Here is a 16,937-nt window from a genome sequence, read left to right as displayed (position 1 = left end):
CGTCCGCTGCGTGTGGGGCAATCCATGAAATAGCGCATCGGGGCAGCTTAGCGACCGCCCCGTTTTCAGCCTTGATCCAAATCAAGCCGAATGCGTCAACGCATCCGAGCCAGGCCGCACGACGCCCAAACCAAGCGCGCCGGGCAGAGCCCGGCGCGGTGTGCAGTGATACCCGGTTCGCCTCAGCGCGGGCCGAGCACCACGGTCATGTCATCGCCCTGGGGCATGCCGGAACGGCGCTGTACCATGCCTTGGGCATCCTTGAACAGAATACCCGGCGTACCCTGGAAGCCCAGTTCGATCATCAGTACCTGATTGGCATCGAGCTTGTTGGCGACCTCCGCGGTCAGCGAAGCCGCCGGCTTGATCCCGCCGCGATCAAACAGCCGTTCGTTCTCCAGCAGCGCGGCGCTGGGGTTGGGCGCGGTGAGGATCGCGGCCGCCTTGGCCGGACTGTCCTCACGGATCACGCCGACCATCACGTGGCGCAACTGCACCTTGCCGGCGTCAACCCACGGCCGCGCCGCTTCCCAGAAACGATGGCAATACGGGCAGTTCGCATCGCTGAAGGTGTAGACCACGCGCGGCGCATCGGCGCGGCCATCACGGACCCACGCGCTTTCATCCAGCTTCTTCCAGCTGCGCTCGGACATCGGCTTGGCCACCAGCTTTTCCAATGGTGCCGCCCCCACATCCTCGCCGTTGGCATCGAACAGGCTGCCGACCACGACGTGCTTTCCGTCCGCCGTGACGTAGGCCGCCGCGGGCTGCTGCCCACCGACCACGCCGGCAAAGCCGCGCAGGCCACCGGGCGCGTCGAACTCGCCGATCACCTCGAAGCCGTGCTTCTCGATGCCTTTCAGCACCGCCGGGCGATCGGCACCGCCCTTGGCCGGCGCGGCATCAGCGGCGCTGGGCGTCTGCGCCTGGCTGCACCCGGCCAGGGCCATCAACAGCGAGACCGCCAGCACGGTGCCCAATGGGCGCGAGGACTTCAACTTCATGGTGACTCCTGGATTCAAGGAACATGACAACGTGACCACCCTTACAGGCTGTCGAGCTTGGATTGCAGGCCGGCGGCACTGAGTTCGCCCAGATGGATCTGCTGCAGCCGGCCCTGGCCGTCGAAGAACAGGGTAGTCGGATAGGCGTGTACCTGCAGCCGCTCGGCGGTGAGCGCAGCCTCGTCAAGCAGCACGTTGTCCAGCGTCAGCTGCTCGGCGGCGATGAAACCCTCGACCTCTTCGCGGGTCTCACCCTGGTTGACGAACAGGAAGCGGATGTCCGGGTGGCGCTGCTGCGCGCGAGCCAGCACCGGCATCTCGCGCCGGCAGGGGCCACACCAGCTCGCCCAGAGATTGACCACCACAGGGGTGCCCTGCGTGTCGGCCAATGCGATCGTCTCACCCTGCAGCGAAGTCAGGCTGATCGCCGGCAGCGTTACCCGCGATTGCTGCAGCCAGCCAGCACCCGCCGACAGTACCGCCCAGCTCAGCACGCCGGCCAGAGCGGCGGCCACGACCGGCCGCCGCAGCGACGGCCAGCGGCGCAGGCGCCAGGCGCCCCATCCCAGCCCCGCCACCATCGCCGGCCACACCAGGAAGCCGCCATCGCCAATGCGCAGTACGCCCCAGGGATCCTGCGCATAGTCGCCCAGGTGCCAGATCACGAACGCCGCACGTCCGGCCAGCAGCCCCAGCAGCAGCATGTCCACCACCAGCGACCGCGGACGCGGCACGCCTTCGATGGCCGGAGCACGCACCACACTGGCCACCAGCATCGCGATGGCCAGACCCACCAACACCCACACGACCGCAAGCGGTACCGGGCCTACACTGCTGATCATTGTTTTTCTCCGCCGCCGCCCGTGATCTGCCACGTGGCGACGGCTGTTGCATCGGGCCCGCTGGCATGGTCCCAGCAAGCCGACAGGGGATCAAGCACGCGACAGTCGTGCGATTCAGGCAGCCGGACGAATCGACTCAAGCACCCGGGCGACCGGGCGTGAGTGCGCCCGCTCACGCTGCTGGGCAGCAAGCTGGCGGCGATAACGTGCGGGAGTCAGCCCGACAATACGCAGGAACAGCCGGCGGAACGCGCTCTGGTCCGAGTACCCCACTGCCCATGCAACCTGGTCCACGACGCCGCCGGCCTGCAGCAGCAGCTGCGCCTTGGCGATGCGCAGGCGCTGGCAATACTCGATCGGGCGCATCCCGGTGGCTTTCAGGAACCGACGCTGCAGCGTGCGCGGTTCCAGCCCGGCCTGCACGCAGATGTCGTCGAGCCCCACACCCCGGGCAGCGATGCCATGCAGCCAGCGCTGTGCTTTGAGGATGCTGCGATCGCCGTGGGCGAAGTTGGGGCTGAAGCGTTCCAGATCATCCAGTTCCGTGCGCGGAATCATCAGCTGCAACTGCTGGATGACGGTGTTCATCACACTCTGTCCATAGACCCGTGCGATCAGGCGCAGGCTCAGATACTTCCATGCGTCCGGTCCGGCGGCGGTGAGCAGATCGCCATCGTCGACCAGGGTCCGTTCGCACGGCTGCCAGCTGGGCACCATCGTGCGCAGCGCCTGGCAACGGGCCGGATCGGGCACGCTGACCGGGCGGCCGGCCAGGACGCCCGCCGCGGCCAGCAGCAGGCCACCCTCGTCGCAGGCCGCCAGCAGGCTGCAGCCATCGTGGCATTCGCGCAGCCACGCCAGCAGGCGTTCATCCGGCGGTGCCATGGACCAGCTCGATTCGCTGCCGGGGATGACGATGATCGCCGGCAGTGCATCGCCGAACAGTTCGGCGCCAGCAACGCGCTGCATGCCCCGGCTGGACATCGTCCATCGCGTCACCAGCATCCGTGCGCCGGTGCGGCGCCCCGCGGCCACTGTGCGGTTGCAGCGCTGGGCAAGTTCGGACAGCACCGGTGCGGCGGCGCGCAGGCTGCCGGGGAATTCAACGACCGCCACTTCCATCAGGGTCGGCGCGTCCGGCCGGCGGTCCTGCTGCAGCGTGTTGCGGGGTGCGTCCATGGCCATTCTCCTTGAACAATGCCTGCCGACACGGGGCCGGGCAGAACAGGTCTGTACATAAGATGGCCTGAGGCTACGGGCGTCCCGCGAGGACGACCATGCAACTAATTGCAAATTTCACGCGCGATGAATCTTCAGTTGGGTTCCAGCAAGGCTTGACCCTTGACCAGACTCCAGGGTCCACAATGACCGGGTCATCCACGAGGTGCTCATGAACATTGGACAGCTCGCGCGCCAGGCAGGCGTGCCCATCGATACGGTGCGCTACTACGAGCGGCAGCAGCTGCTGCCCACCGCTCGCCGCAGCGCCGGCGGCTACCGCGTCTTCAGCGAGGCCGACCTGACCCGGCTGCAGTTCATCCGCCGCGCCAAGGCGTTGGGTTTCAGTCTGGATGAAGTCGCCGACCTGCTCGGCTTCAGCGATCAGCGCGGCCAGGACATGGCACAGATCCGCGACAGCGCAGTGAACAAACTCGCCGATATCGAACAGCGCATCAACGAGCTGCAGCGCATGCACCGGGCGCTCAAGCACCTGGTCGAGGCCTGCCCCGGGCACGGCGACAACGCGCAGTGCCCGATCCTGTCGGCGTTGACGGACATCCGCCAATGACGCACGCCCACGATCACCCCGGCGCCACGGCGACCGATGCCGGCACCGTCAGGGATCCTGTCTGCGGGATGATGGTCGACCCGGCCACCACGCCCCACCTTGCCCGCCATGATGGCAACGACTACGTCTTCTGCAGCGATGGCTGCCGACGCAGGTTCATTGCCGACCCGCAGCGCTATCTGGCCGCACCTGCTGGCGTCGTCAAACCAGCCCCCGCCGGCACGCGGTACACCTGCCCGATGCACCCGGAGATCGTGCAGGACGGTCCCGGCAGCTGTCCTCTGTGCGGCATGGCGCTGGAACCGGCGATGCCCAGCCTTGAGGATGACGAAAACCCCGAGCTGACCGATTTCCGGCGGCGCTTCTGGTGGAGCCTGCCGCTGAGCGTGGCAACGATGGCCCTGGCGATGCTGGCGATGACGCCGGTACTGCACGGGCTCTCACCGGATCTGCGGGTGTGGATCGAGCTGGCACTGGCCACGCCGGTCGTGCTGTGGGCCGGCTTGCCCTTCCTGCAGCGCTGGGCGCAGTCGATCCGCAACCGCAGCCCGAACATGTGGACCCTGATCGGCACCGGCGTGCTGGCCGCCTTTGGCTACAGCGTGGTGGCCACCGTTGCGCCCGGGCTGTTCCCGCCGTCGTTCCAGCAGCACGGACATGTCGGCGTCTATTTCGAAGCGGCTGCGATGATCATCTCGCTTACGCTGCTCGGCCAGTTGATGGAGTTGCGTGCACGGGCGAAGACGTCGGCCGCGATCAAGTCCCTGCTCGGCCTGGCGCCGAAAACCGCGCGCGTGCTGCGCGAGGATGGCCACGAAGAGGACGTCGAGATCGCAGCGCTCCAGCCCGGCGACCGCGTGCGCGTGCGCCCGGGTGAGAAAGTGCCCGTGGATGGCACCGTGATGGAGGGCCGCTCCTCGATCGACGAATCGATGCTCACCGGCGAGCCCGTTCCGGTGGGCAAGACCGTCGGCGACAGCGTGATCGGCGCGACGCTCAACGGCACCGGCAGCCTGGTGGTGCGCGCCGACCGGCTCGGCGATGACAGCATGCTGGCGCAGATCGTGCAGCTGGTCGCGCAGGCGCAGCGCTCGCGGGCACCGATGCAACGCATGGCCGACACCGTGGCGTACTGGTTCGTGCTGGCGGTGTTGTCGGTCGCGGTACTGACATTCTTCGGCTGGGGCCTGTTCGGCCCGGCGCCTTCATGGACGCACGCAGTGCTGAGCGCGGTGGCGGTGCTGATCATCGCCTGCCCGTGTGCGCTGGGCCTGGCCACGCCGATGACGATCATGGTCGCCACCGGCCGTGCCGCGCAGCATGGTGTCCTGTTCCGTGATGCCGAAGCGATCGAAGCCCTGCGCAAGATCGATACGCTGGTAGTGGACAAGACCGGCACACTGACCGAAGGCCGTCCCGCATTCCGCGATGTGCAGGCCGTGCCCCCCTTCCATGTTGACCAGATCCTGCAGTGGGCGGCCAGCCTGGACCAGGGCAGCGAGCATCCGCTTGCCGCCGCGATCGTTGCCGAGGCGAAGGCGCGCAGGATGACGTTGACCGCCGTGGCGGACTTCGACTCACTGACCGGCATGGGTGTGCAGGGCGTGGTCGATGGCAAGGCGCTGCTTCTCGGCAATACCGCATTGATGGACGAACACGGCATCGCCCTGGAGGCGTTGCGCGAAGGTGCAGCGCAGCTGCGCAGTACCGCGGCAAGCGTGATGTACCTGGCCGTGGATGGACAGCTCGGCGGACTGCTCGCCGTCGCCGATCCGATCAAGGCCTCCACCGCCGAAGCGATCACGCACCTGCACCGCGATGGCCTGCGCATCGTGATGGCCACCGGCGATGGCACCGCCACCGCTGAAGCGGTCGCGCGGGAACTCGGCCTGGATGAGGTGCATGGCGAAATGCGCCCCGCCGACAAAGCCGCGCTGATCCGCACGCTGCAGGCGCAGGGTCGAACGGTCGCGATGGCCGGCGACGGCATCAACGATGCGCCTGCGCTGGCAAGCGCCGATGTCGGGATCGCGATGGGCAATGGCACCGACGTGGCGATGTCCAGTGCGCAGGTCACCCTCGTCAAAGGCGACCTGCGCGGCATCCTGCGTGCGCGCCAGCTCTCCACCGCCAGCGTGCGCAACATGCGGCAGAACCTGGGGTTTGCGTTTCTCTACAACGCACTTGGCATTCCGGTTGCGGCCGGTGTGCTGTATCCCCTGGGCATCGTGATGTCGCCCATGTTGGCGGCGCTGGCGATGAGTCTGAGTTCGGTGTCGGTGATCAGCAACGCGTTGCGCCTGCGCCATCAGCGGCTGCCAGGCGGATGAGTGGCAACGCATAGCGATATTTCTTCACTTTTCCCTTGCCAATCCAAAACGTCGTCGCTATGATTTCGCTCCTCACGACGTGGGGCCATAGCTCAGCTGGGAGAGCGCCTGCATGGCATGCAGGAGGTCGGCGGTTCGATCCCGCCTGGCTCCACCAATCCGATCATTAGGCCGATCAGATTGCAGTGACAAAATTTGAAGTTTTCGTGCGTCCCCATCGTCTAGAGGCCTAGGACATCACCCTTTCACGGTGGCGACCGGGGTTCGAATCCCCGTGGGGACGCCAGTTTCAAACAGACAGCCCTGACTTCGGTCGGGGCTTTTTGTTTTCAGTGGTGGATTTTTTCCGCATGCATTCTTTCTTCGGTATTTCAGAAAAAAGACTTGGCGAACGCTTCACGGCCGCGTAGAATTCCGCCTCCAGCATCGTGGGGCCATAGCTCAGCTGGGAGAGCGCCTGCATGGCATGCAGGAGGTCGGCGGTTCGATCCCGCCTGGCTCCACCACTCCGGACATTAGGCCGTTCGGGTGTGCTGAACAATTTGATGAGTTTCATGCGTCCCCATCGTCTAGAGGCCTAGGACATCACCCTTTCACGGTGGCGACCGGGGTTCGAATCCCCGTGGGGACGCCACTCATCAGAAGAACACCGAGGCCCGGCATGCCGGGTCTTTTTGTTCACCGCCATCTGCGGTTGCGTTGTCCGGAAGTGCTCAAAAAGACTTCCACAAACGTGAACAGGCAGATATACTAGGCGGCTTGCGGTACAACGTGGGGCCATAGCTCAGCTGGGAGAGCGCCTGCATGGCATGCAGGAGGTCGGCGGTTCGATCCCGCCTGGCTCCACCACTTCCCCGGACACAGGCCGTCCGATGGAAGCCAAAATTCGGTTTAACGCGTCCCCATCGTCTAGAGGCCTAGGACATCACCCTTTCACGGTGGCGACCGGGGTTCGAATCCCCGTGGGGACGCCAGCTTCAAACAGACAGCCCTGACTTCGGTCGGGGCTTTTTGTTTCATGAGCCTCTTCCCATCCGGCACATCCGCCGCTATGATAGGCGGCTCGCAGCACAACTGTGGGGCCATAGCTCAGCTGGGAGAGCGCCTGCATGGCATGCAGGAGGTCGGCGGTTCGATCCCGCCTGGCTCCACCACTTCTCCGGACACAGGCCGTCCGATGGAAGCCAAAATTCGGTTTAACGCGTCCCCATCGTCTAGAGGCCTAGGACATCACCCTTTCACGGTGGCGACCGGGGTTCGAATCCCCGTGGGGACGCCAGCTTCAAGCAAACAGCCCTGACTTCGGTCGGGGCTGTTTGTTTATGGGCCCTACGCTACGACCTTCGCCATCCCCACCGAGCGCGGCGCGGTCAAGGTAAAACCGAACTGCGCATACAGCCGATGCGCCTGCCCATCGGCGATCAGGCTCACATAGGCGCCGATGGCATTCGTGCGCAGCCAGGCATCGAGCTGGGCCATCACGGCCTTGCCCAGGCCCTGCCCCTGGCGATCCGGGACCACGGCGATATCCACCACCTGCAGGAAGCAGCCGCCATCACCGATGATCCGGCCCATCGCCAACAGGCGGTCTCCTTCGCGCAGGCTCACACCGAAGACGGTATTGGGCAGGCCACGCGCCGCCGCCTCGGCGGTTTTCGGGCTCAGCCCGGCCAGCACGCGCAGGGCACGGTATTCCTCCACGCTGGGTGGCAGGGGGATGCAATGAACACCAGCAGGCAGCGACATGACGCGGATCCGGCAATGAATGGACGCTCAGCATGCCCGAACGGATTCGCAGTATCTGCGACCCATCGGCCTATCCTGTCCCCTCCGCCCTCCCTGCGCGCTGCCGTCCCCGCCATGTGCTATTCCGCCCAGATCCGCGCCGACTACACCAAGCTGGTCCGTGAGTACGGCGCCATGATGTCGCTGGACGAGTTCGCCCAGCTTTACGCGCACGACGCCGGCAAGCAGCGCCCCAAAACGCCCAAGGCAATGGACGATGGCTTTGCCGGCGCCCGCACCGCGCAGGGCCAGGAGATCGTGGCCCGGATCCAGCAATGGCATGCCGAGGAAGTGCAGGCACTGGATGAGGAGGTGCGCGTACAGGGCGCGCGCCTGCGCGTGGCCGAGGAGCAGTTGGCCGCACGCCCCACGCAGAAGGCACGCAACGAGGTGCGCGTGGCCGGCAACCGGATCGACCGCGCGCAGACGCGCCTGGCCGATCTGCAGCGCGCCGGCCTGGTGCCGCGCGACAGCCGCATTTTCCCGGGGGTCTACGCCCCGGTGATCGTGTCCGAACAGGGCCAGCGCGTGATCAAACCGATGCGCTACCAGTGCCGGCTGCCGGACAAACCCGCGCGCAACGACGTGCTCTATCCCGGCACCTACAACGCTCGCCGTGACAGCCTGGAGGCCTACTGGAAATCCGCGTTCGGCCATCGGCATGGCGTGGTGGTGGTGCAGTCGTTCTACGAACACGTGCCGCGTCACGCACTGGAGCAGCGCCCGCTGTCGCCGGGCGAGAAAGCCGAGAACGTCGTGCTCCAATTCAGCCCGCAGCCGCCGCGCGATCTGCTGATCGCCTGCCTGTGGTCGGAATGGGAAGGCCCGGAAGGCCGGCTGTTGTCGTTCGCCGCGATCACCGACGAGCCGCCCATGGAGGTGGCGCGCACCGGCCATGACCGCTGTATCGTGCCGATCCGGCGCGAACATCTCGATGCCTGGTTGAACCCCGACCCGGCAGACCTGGCCGCGCTGTACCGGATCCTGGACGACCGCGAACCGGTATCACTGGCGCACGCCGAAGCGGCGTGACGCCCACTCAGCCGGTAACCGAGTCCCCTGCCCGTGCGCGCCCCAGCGCGGCGTTCAATTCGGCCGTCAGGTAGGGCTTGGTCAGGATGATGCCCGAGCGGAAGGCCTCGGGCAGATGCTCGGTGGCCATGCCGGTGGCCAGCACGAAGGGGATCTGGCGGACCGCCAGGGCCGCAGCCACCGCCTCACTGGTCTCGTTGTTGGCCAGCCGGTAATCCAGCAGCACCACCTGGGGCCGGGTCTCGCCGAGCAGGCGCAGTGCCTCCGGCACCGACGCGGCCAACCCCACCACCACGGCGCCGGACTGTGCCAGCTGCATCTGCAGCAGCGCCGCACTCATTTCGTCGTTCTCGACCACCAGCACCCGAAGATCCTGCAGCGCGCTCATGACGACTCCCTGTATGGTTCAGCGCGATGAGTATAGCGTCCTGTGTAGGTGAAACCCTGACGCCGACTTAAGCATTCAGGTCTGCACAAACCTCCACATCTTGTATACACTACGCGGCCAGCCAGCCGAAGTGGCGGAATCGGTAGACGCAGCGGACTCAAAATCCGCCGCCCTTAAAAGCGTGTGGGTTCGAGTCCCACCTTCGGCACCATGGCAATGTTTCAAGGCGTCCAAGGATGTCCAGAAACCTCAATCAAACCCGCAACTTAGCGGGTTTTTTTGTGCCCGTTTGTCCGGTTGTGTCCAATGTAATGCATTGCAATCCAGGGCCATTTGGGGGCAAATATGGGGGCAACAGCACCCACCTACCCCATGTTGCCCAGTGAGTTGCCCCCAATGCCGCTAACCGATCTCGCCATCCGCAACGCAAAACAGAATGGTCGAACCCAGCGACTGTATGCTGGCGACGGCCTTTATCTGGAAATCTCCCCCACCGGCGGCAAATGGTGGCGACTCAAGTACCGGCTAGCGGGAAAAGAGAAGCGGCTGTCCCTTGGCACCTATGAGGATGTAAAGCTGAAGGCTGCCCGCGCTTTGTGCGCGGAACTACGCAAATTGATCGCCGCTGGGATCGATCCAAGCGAACAGCGCAAGAAGGAGAAGCACGCGCAGGCAATTGTGAAGGCTGCCGCTGGGGAGTCGTTCGAGGCGATGGCCCGCGAGTGGATGGCCCGCCAGACCGTCGCGCCGGTCACCTCCAACAAGAACCGCTGGCTGTTGGAAACTTTCCTGTTCCCCGAGATCGGCCACCGCCCCATCGGTGAGATCACGCCCCGCGAACTGCTGGGCGCCCTGCGCAAGATCGAAGCCACTGGCAAGCTGGAAACCGCCAATCGCGCCAAGATCAAGGCAGGTCAGGTGTTCCGCTACGCCATGCTAGAAGGCAAGGCGGAGATTGACCCGACCGCCAGCCTGCGTGGCGCGCTCAAATCCACCAAGGCCCGCCACCATGCCGCCGTGACCGATCCGGCCAAGATCGGCCAGCTAATGCGAGCAATCGAGGGTTTCAACGGGCAGCCGGTCACCCACGCGGCGTTGAAGCTGGCGCCGCTGGTGTTCGTGCGCCCCGGTGAGCTGCGCGCGGCAGAATGGGAGGAAATCGACCTAGACGCCGCTATGTGGCGCATCCGGCCCGAGCGAATGAAGATGAAGGCAGCCCACTTGGTGCCGCTGTCCAGCCAGGCCGTGGCGATCCTGCGTGACCTGCATGCCCTGACCGGTAGTGGCCCGCATGTATTCCCTGGTCTGCGACCGAATCGCCCCATGTCGGAAAACACCATCAATGCCGCCCTGCGCGCGCTGGGCTATTCCGGCGATGAAATGACCGGCCACGGCTTCCGCAGCATGGCAGCCACCCGGCTTAACGAAATGGGCTGGAACGCGGATGCTATCGAACGCCAGCTTGCCCACGCCGAAACCAACAAGGTCCGCGAGGCATACACCCACGCGGCGCAATATCTGGCCGAACGCACCCAAATGATGCAGGCATGGGCAGACTATCTCGATGCCCTGCGAGACAATACCAATGTGCTGCCGTTCAAGGCGCGCGCGGGCTGAAAAATCACCACCAAGCACTACGGGGGAAAGAACACGATGACCACGCCATTGCAGGGACTGCTTGAAACGCTGCGCCAGTCTTCCAGGACCGAGCGCGAGAAAGGAACCTACTTTGAAGAGCTGATCGTGGCGTATCTGCGCCACGAAGCCAGCTACCGCGACCTGTATAGCAACGTCTGGCCTTGGGCGCAGTGGGCTTTGGCGAATGGCTTCACCGGCAAGGATGACGGCATTGACCTGGTGGCCGAAGTAGCTGGCACCGGCGAAATCCACGCCATCCAGTGCAAGTTCTACGCGCCAGACTATAAGCTGCAGAAGAAGGACATCGACAGCTTTTTCACCGCGTCCGGGCGCAAACCATTCGCCCGCCGCATCATCGTGGCCACCACCGACCACTGGAGCGACAACGCCGAAAACGCACTGGTGGACCAGCAGCCCCCGGTCAGCAAGATTACCCTGCACGACCTGGAAGCCAGCCAGATCGACTGGAGCCGGTTCCAACCCAGCGCGCCCGTTCCACTGAAACCCAAAAAATTACTGCGCCCGCACCAGCAGAATGCCTTGAGTGCGGCCGTGGCAGGCTTGGACGAGGCCGAGCGCGGCAAGCTGATCATGGCCTGCGGCACTGGCAAGACCTTTACCAGCCTGAAGATTGCCGAGACAATGGCCGGCAAGGGCAAGCGCGTGCTGTTCCTGGTGCCCAGTCTGTCGCTGCTCTCGCAGACCCTGACCGAATGGACGCAGGAAAGCGCCATCCCGCTGCACAGCTTCGCGGTTTGCTCTGACAGTGACGTGGGTAAAAAGAAGGGCCGCAAGGAGGACGATGCCGTCCAGACCTTTGCCCACGAACTTCGCTACCCCGCCACCACCGATGCCAAGCGGTTGGCGCACGGAATGGCCGCCCGGCATGACGCCGAACACATGACGGTCGTGTTCAGTACCTACCATTCCATCGAAGTACTGCACGACGCCCAGCACGCGCACGGCCTGGCCGATTTTGACCTGATCGTCTGCGACGAGGCCCACCGCACTACCGGTGCCACCTTCGAGGGGGACGATGAAAGCGCGTTCGTGAGTGTCCACGATGCTAACTACCTGCGGGCGGCCAAGCGCCTGTACATGACGGCCACCCCGCGCATCTACGGCAACGAGGCCAAGGCCATCGCCGAGCGCGACAACGCCACCCTGTATTCGATGGACAACGAGGCGTGGTACGGCAAACAGTTGTTTGTCATCACCTTCTCCGAAGCGGTCAAGCGTGGCCTGCTGGTGGACTACAAGGTGATCGTGCTTGCTGTGGAGGAATCGCACGTCAACCGCCGCCTGCAGACGCTGCTGAAGGACGAGAACAACACCCTCAAGGTGGACGATGCGGCCAAGATTGTCGGCTGCTGGAAAGCGCTGGCCAAGCTTGGCCTGCACGAGGACGGCAGCGATAACCCCGAGCCGATGAAGCGGGCTGTGGCGTTCTGCCAGGTCATCGAGCCGGGAAAGGGTGGCAAGGCCCACAAGGTCAGCTCCAAAGAGATCGCCGGCATGTTCCAGGCCGTGGTCGAGGCCTACCAGGATGCCGAGGACATTGAAGACGGTGCACGCTTGACCTGCCAGGCCGAGCATGTGGATGGCGGCATGAATGCCGGGCAGAAAGAAGCCAAACTAGACTGGCTCAAGGCACATCCACCAGAAGACACCTGCCGCATCCTCTCCAATGTGCGCTGCCTGTCCGAAGGCGTGGACGTGCCAGCCTTGGATGCGGTGCTGTTCCTCACTCCCCGCAACTCACAGGTGGATGTGGTGCAGTCGGTAGGCCGGGTGATGCGCAACGCGCCGGGCAAGAAGCGGGGCTATGTTGTGCTGCCGGTAGTCATCCCGGCGGGCGTGGAGCCGCACGAAGCACTGGCCGACAATAAGACCTACGCGGTGGTCTGGCAGGTATTGCAGGCGCTGCGCTCCCACGACGACCGGTTCGATGCGATGGTCAACAAACTGGACTTGGTTGGCCCGGACCACAGCAAGATGGAAGTGGTGGCCATTGCCGACACAGTGCAGCGCAAGACCGCGCGGCTGGTGGACAACAGCGCCAGACAGGCCGGCAAGGCTAAAGGCCACTACGCCATCGGTGAGAAGGCCGAGCGCTATGGTCCTGCCCCCGACCAGATCGGCTTCGAGTTTGAGGTGGGCCAGATCGAGCGCGCGCTGTACGCCAAAGTGGTGGACAAGTGCGGCAACCGTCACCACTGGGAGGACTGGGCCAACGATATCGCCAAGATCGCCCAGACTCATATCGACCGCATCAAGGCCGTGCTGGAAGACGACAGTCAGCCCAAGGCACGCGAAGCCTTCAATGCCTTTGCCCATGAGTTGCGCGACGATCTCAACGATAAGGTCACTGATGCCGACATCATCGAGATGCTGGCCCAGCACCTGATCACAAAGCCGGTGTTCGATGCGCTGTTCGCCGATTACAGCTTTGCCAGTCACAACCCCATGTCCAAGGCCATGCAGGCGGTACTGGATGTTCTGCAAGAACAGAATCTAGGCAAAGAAGCAGCCACGCTGCAGGCGTTCTACGACAGCGTGAAGCTGCGCGCGGAAGGAATAGACAGTGCCCAAGGCAAGCAAAAGATCATAGTCGAGCTGTACGACAAGTTCTTCAGGAACGCCTTCCCCAAGATGACCGAGCGGCTGGGCATCGTCTACACCCCGGTCGAGGTGGTGGACTTCATCCTGCACAGCGTCAACCACCTGCTGCAGAAAGAGTTCGGCCAGACCCTGGGCAGCAAGGGTGTGCATATCCTAGACCCGTTCACCGGCACGGGAACCTTTATCACCCGGCTGCTGCAATCCGGCCTGATCAAGCCGGAAGAGCTTGCACACAAGTACAAGCACGAGATCCACGCCAACGAACTGGTGTTGCTGGCCTACTACATTGCTGCGATCAATATCGAGGCGACGTATCACGGCCTGGTGGGCGGGGACTACGCGCCGTTCGAAGGCATCTGCCTGGCCGACACCTTCCAGATGTATGAGAAGGAGGATCTGGTCGATGCACTGCTGGTGGACAACAGTGAGCGTCGCAAGCGGCAGAAGAAGCTGGATATCCGAGTGATCGTGGGGAATCCGCCGTATTCGGTTGGTCAGGATAGCGAGAACGACGCGAATCAGAATGTTGACTATCCAATTCTAGACGAGAGGATTAGCTCAACTTATGTGACTCGTTCGTCCCAAAAGATTGGAAAAAAATCCGTTTACGACTCCTACATTCGCGCGATTCGATGGGCTAGTGATCGAGTTGGTGCTTCAGGAGTTGTGGGCTATGTGACCAATGCGGGATTCCTGGAGGCAAAGGCCACTGACGGCTTGCGCAAGTGCCTAGCCGAGGAATTCTCTAGCCTGTACGTGCTTCACCTGCGCGGCAACCAGCGCACCAACGGCGAAGTCTCACGTAAGGAGGGGGGTAAGATTTTCGGTAGCGGAAGCCGCGCACCCATCGCGATCTCGATCTTGGTTAAGAACCAGCACGCCAGCCAGAACGGCCAAATCTACTTCCATGACATCGGCGACTATTTGAGCCGCGAGGACAAGCTGAAAAAAATCAGCAGCTACGCCAGTGTGGTTGGTATCGGCGCTTGGCAGACCATTACTCCTGACGAGCACGGCGACTGGCTTAAACAGCGCGATGAAAGCTTTGGCCGTTTCATCGTACTTGGCGACAAAGAGGGAAAAAACGCCATCTCTGGTATGTATTCGTATGGAATAAATACGGCTCGCGATGCATGGTGCTACAACGGATCCGCACGCACTCTGAGTGAAAGTGTCTCCGGGATGATCAACTTTTACAATGGAGAAGTCGCCAGGTTCTTGGAGTTTGGTGGCGATCAGGTGGACGTCGATTCTTTCGTTTCGACGGACCATGGCAAGATCAGTTGGGGCGTTAATCTTAAGGCCGGCGTGAAAGCTGGCAGGCACTTGGCCTTTAGTCAAAAGAATATTGTGCAAAGCATCTATAGGCCATTTACAAAGCAGTGGGTTTATTTTGATAAATCTCTCAACCACTCTCTATATCGCATGCCTGCGATCTTTCCGCGATCGCAAAATGCCAATGTCGCAATTTGTGTCACGGGTAACGGCGAATCAAAGGGATTCAGCGCACTCATAGTAGGTCAGGCGCCTAACTATCACGCCTTAGCTAGCGCTCAGTGCTTCCCGCTATATCTCTATGACCAGGCCGCGCACTGCGCCGATGATGGATTGTTCGCAGGCCAAGCCAGCGACAGTCCGAGCCGCCGAGATGCAATCACCGACGATGGCTTGGCGCATTTCACCAGCGCTTATCCGAGCGAGGCGATCAGCAAGGAAGACCTGTTCTATTACGTCTACGGGATTCTGCATTCACCGGATTACCGCGAACGCTATGCCGACAATCTGAGCAAGGAGCTGCCGCGAATCCCGCGCGTGCGCACCGCCGCCGACTTCTGGCATTTCAGCAAGGCCGGCCGTGATCTGGCCGCACTGCACCTGGACTATGAAGCGGTGGAAAAGTACCCGCTGACCATCGAGGCGAAGGGACCAATGACCGACGCTGATTACCGCGTCGAGAAAATGAAGTTCGCCAAGAGGAGAGACGCGGAAACCGGCAAGTCGGTCAACGACCGCAGCACCGTGGTCTACAACAGCAAGATCACCGTGCGCGGCATCCCCGAAGCCGCGTGGGACTACGTGGTTAACGGCAAGGCTGCCCTGGACTGGGTGATGGAGCGCCAGGCCGTGCGCGTGGATAGGACCAGCGGCATCGTCAACGACGCTAACGACTGGGCCATCGAGACCATGGGCAATGCGAAGTACCCGCTGGAACTGTTCCAGCGCGTCGTCACAGTCAGCCTTGAAACCCAGAAGATCGTCAACGCACTTCCTGCGCTGGATATCCATCCGGAGGGATGACTGAGACACAGGCGTTTCACTGCACATTCCAACGCCATGGTGACGGAATGTGCGATGTCATGACGTGAGACGAGTTGGGTTCTTCGAAGGAATCAATATGACAGGAAGAAAGGATGACGCAGGCGCGCTCAAGATCGATTTCTACGTGACGCCCGAGAAATACGAGGAAATCGCCAAAAAACAAAAGACGCGCGCCAGAGCGATTGCAGACAAGGTTGTGAGTGACAGTCCATTGGATCTTTCTCCCAGTGATCGGCGATGCATTGCTGCGATTCTTAGATCTTGGGCTGATGAGCTACCAACGAAAAGGAAGGCAAAGCAGGGGCATCCCCCTCGCTTTTGCCATGGCAGTGCTGCGCTGGAATACGCCATGGAGCGCTGGGAGGGCCACCGACATGGCGAGGCATTGGCGCGAATGGCTGAACGATACGATGTGTCAACCGTTTCGATTGACAATGCGATAAAGCCCTATCGTGCAGCGGCCTTCGCTATGATTGGAGAAGCTGACCCCGGCAACCAATAAAAATTATTGGCTTTTGTGACGCCCGAGAAAAATGCATAACTTACGTATCGGCCCAGGGCATCCAGCCCGCTACAAAGGAGGCCGATATGACGATTACCAAATCCAGCCCTGTTTCCCTCCCCGCCACAGGCTACCTCCGCCTTCCTGACGTTCTACGCCTTTACCCAGTGTCGCGCTCAACATGGTGGGCAGGTTGCCGGAGCGGCCGTTATCCGCCACCGATCAAGCTGGGTGTGCGTTGCACCGCCTGGCGCGCGGAGGACATTCGCGCACTGATCGAACGCGCCGCCAACGCGGAGGCGATGGCATGATCCAGAAACAACGCGGCCCCGGCGGGAACCGGGGCCATGCACACGCTGGCAGGCTGGGTGCACGGCAAGTTTACGGCAAGATTTCACGGAACGGAGTGCGACTGCCGGATGACTGGCGTAATCGGCTGCCCGACCCCACAAGCTACTATCGGAAGCGAGTGGCCAAGTTGGGCAAGGCCCAAGTCAATGACTGGGCGCAAGGCCAATGCCCTTTCCACGAGGACCGTAATGCCTCACTGAGTGTAAATCTGTCACATGGCGGCTGGACGTGCTTTGCCGGTTGCGATTCGGGCGACCTGGTGAGCTTCCACATGCGCCTGGCCGGCCTGTCGTTCAAGGAAGCAGTGCGCGAACTGCTGGGGCTGCGGTCGTGAG

The 16,937-nt window shown here is 62.9% G+C and carries 13 protein-coding genes and 9 tRNA genes; 17 read left to right on the top strand and 5 right to left on the bottom strand.

The window, feature by feature from the left end:
- Positions 1-182: 182 nt before the first annotated feature.
- The 3 genes from dsbG to POS15_RS05625 all read right to left on the bottom strand — a co-directional run bounded on the left by dsbG (position 183) and on the right by POS15_RS05625 (position 3,025).
- Positions 183-1,004 carry a thiol:disulfide interchange protein DsbG gene (dsbG, locus tag POS15_RS05635; RefSeq protein WP_019185026.1) on the bottom strand — a complete coding sequence of 274 codons (822 nt, stop codon included), beginning with the start codon at positions 1,002-1,004 and terminating at the stop codon, positions 183-185.
- Between the two features lie 41 nt (positions 1,005-1,045).
- The gene (locus tag POS15_RS05630; protein ID WP_026070073.1) at positions 1,046-1,843 is read right to left on the bottom strand and encodes a TlpA disulfide reductase family protein; all 798 of its coding nucleotides are present in this window, start codon (positions 1,841-1,843) and stop codon (positions 1,046-1,048) included.
- Between the two features lie 117 nt (positions 1,844-1,960).
- Entirely contained in the window at positions 1,961-3,025 is a 1,065-nt protein-coding gene (locus tag POS15_RS05625) for a helix-turn-helix domain-containing protein (protein WP_019185024.1), read from the bottom strand.
- Between the two features lie 211 nt (positions 3,026-3,236).
- On the opposite strand from POS15_RS05625, the gene POS15_RS05620 reads away from it, so the two are divergent.
- The 10 genes from POS15_RS05620 to POS15_RS05575 all read left to right on the top strand — a co-directional run bounded on the left by POS15_RS05620 (position 3,237) and on the right by POS15_RS05575 (position 7,244).
- Positions 3,237-3,635 carry a heavy metal-responsive transcriptional regulator gene (locus tag POS15_RS05620; RefSeq protein ID WP_019185023.1) on the top strand — a complete coding sequence of 133 codons (399 nt, stop codon included), beginning with the start codon at positions 3,237-3,239 and terminating at the stop codon, positions 3,633-3,635.
- Positions 3,632-5,965, top strand: a complete 2,334-nt coding sequence (locus POS15_RS05615; protein WP_019185022.1) for a heavy metal translocating P-type ATPase — start codon at positions 3,632-3,634, stop codon at positions 5,963-5,965. Before POS15_RS05620 ends, POS15_RS05615 begins: the two co-directional genes overlap by 4 nt.
- Before the next feature lie 81 nt (positions 5,966-6,046).
- Positions 6,047-6,122, top strand: a tRNA-Ala gene (locus POS15_RS05610).
- Between the two features lie 53 nt (positions 6,123-6,175).
- Positions 6,176-6,251: transfer RNA gene (locus POS15_RS05605), tRNA-Glu, on the top strand.
- Positions 6,252-6,395: 144 nt separating this feature from the next.
- Positions 6,396-6,471: transfer RNA gene (locus tag POS15_RS05600), tRNA-Ala, on the top strand.
- Between the two features lie 52 nt (positions 6,472-6,523).
- Positions 6,524-6,599, top strand: a tRNA-Glu gene (locus POS15_RS05595).
- 139 nt (positions 6,600-6,738) lie between these two features.
- Positions 6,739-6,814, top strand: a tRNA-Ala gene (locus POS15_RS05590).
- A 49-nt stretch (positions 6,815-6,863) separates the two neighbouring features.
- Positions 6,864-6,939: transfer RNA gene (locus POS15_RS05585), tRNA-Glu, on the top strand.
- Positions 6,940-7,043: 104 nt separating this feature from the next.
- Positions 7,044-7,119 (top strand) — tRNA-Ala (locus POS15_RS05580).
- A 49-nt stretch (positions 7,120-7,168) separates the two neighbouring features.
- Positions 7,169-7,244, top strand: a tRNA-Glu gene (locus tag POS15_RS05575).
- Positions 7,245-7,294: 50 nt separating this feature from the next.
- Here POS15_RS05575 and POS15_RS05570 read toward each other — a convergent pair.
- Positions 7,295-7,711 (bottom strand): GNAT family N-acetyltransferase, encoded by a 417-nt coding sequence (locus tag POS15_RS05570; protein ID WP_019185021.1) that lies wholly within the window; start codon positions 7,709-7,711, stop codon positions 7,295-7,297.
- 114 nt (positions 7,712-7,825) lie between these two features.
- Between POS15_RS05570 and POS15_RS05565 the strand changes: the two genes are divergently transcribed.
- Positions 7,826-8,782: an SOS response-associated peptidase family protein gene (locus tag POS15_RS05565; protein WP_284129177.1), complete on the top strand. Its 957-nt coding sequence runs from the start codon at positions 7,826-7,828 to the stop codon at positions 8,780-8,782.
- A gap of 7 nt (positions 8,783-8,789) precedes the next feature.
- Here POS15_RS05565 and POS15_RS05560 read toward each other — a convergent pair whose 3' ends face one another.
- On the bottom strand, positions 8,790-9,170 hold the full coding sequence (locus POS15_RS05560; RefSeq protein WP_019185019.1) for a response regulator: 381 nt from the start codon (positions 9,168-9,170) through the stop codon (positions 8,790-8,792).
- Between the two features lie 124 nt (positions 9,171-9,294).
- On the opposite strand from POS15_RS05560, the gene POS15_RS05555 reads away from it, so the two are divergent.
- From POS15_RS05555 to POS15_RS05530, 6 genes are all read left to right on the top strand, one after another.
- Positions 9,295-9,381, top strand: a tRNA-Leu gene (locus POS15_RS05555).
- A gap of 185 nt (positions 9,382-9,566) precedes the next feature.
- Complete coding sequence (locus POS15_RS05550; protein ID WP_284129176.1) at positions 9,567-10,787, top strand: tyrosine-type recombinase/integrase; 1,221 nt, start codon at positions 9,567-9,569, stop codon at positions 10,785-10,787.
- Positions 10,788-10,823: 36 nt separating this feature from the next.
- Positions 10,824-15,728, top strand: a complete 4,905-nt coding sequence (locus POS15_RS05545; protein WP_284129175.1) for a type ISP restriction/modification enzyme — start codon at positions 10,824-10,826, stop codon at positions 15,726-15,728.
- 97 nt (positions 15,729-15,825) lie between these two features.
- The gene (locus tag POS15_RS05540; RefSeq protein WP_284129174.1) at positions 15,826-16,251 is read left to right on the top strand and encodes a hypothetical protein; all 426 of its coding nucleotides are present in this window, start codon (positions 15,826-15,828) and stop codon (positions 16,249-16,251) included.
- Between the two features lie 86 nt (positions 16,252-16,337).
- The gene (locus POS15_RS05535) at positions 16,338-16,562 is read left to right on the top strand and encodes an AlpA family phage regulatory protein (RefSeq protein ID WP_284129173.1); all 225 of its coding nucleotides are present in this window, start codon (positions 16,338-16,340) and stop codon (positions 16,560-16,562) included.
- Positions 16,559-16,936: a CHC2 zinc finger domain-containing protein gene (locus POS15_RS05530; RefSeq protein ID WP_284129172.1), complete on the top strand. Its 378-nt coding sequence runs from the start codon at positions 16,559-16,561 to the stop codon at positions 16,934-16,936. The genes POS15_RS05535 and POS15_RS05530 overlap by 4 nt, the downstream gene beginning before the upstream one ends.
- The last annotated feature ends 1 nt before the right edge of the window (position 16,937 follow it).

This window comes from Stenotrophomonas sp. BIO128-Bstrain, from assembly GCF_030128875.1.
In the GTDB taxonomy this organism is placed as follows: domain Bacteria; phylum Pseudomonadota; class Gammaproteobacteria; order Xanthomonadales; family Xanthomonadaceae; genus Stenotrophomonas; species Stenotrophomonas bentonitica_A.
Note: the sequence above shows the minus strand (reverse complement) of the source record. Positions and strands in the feature narration are given on the sequence as shown.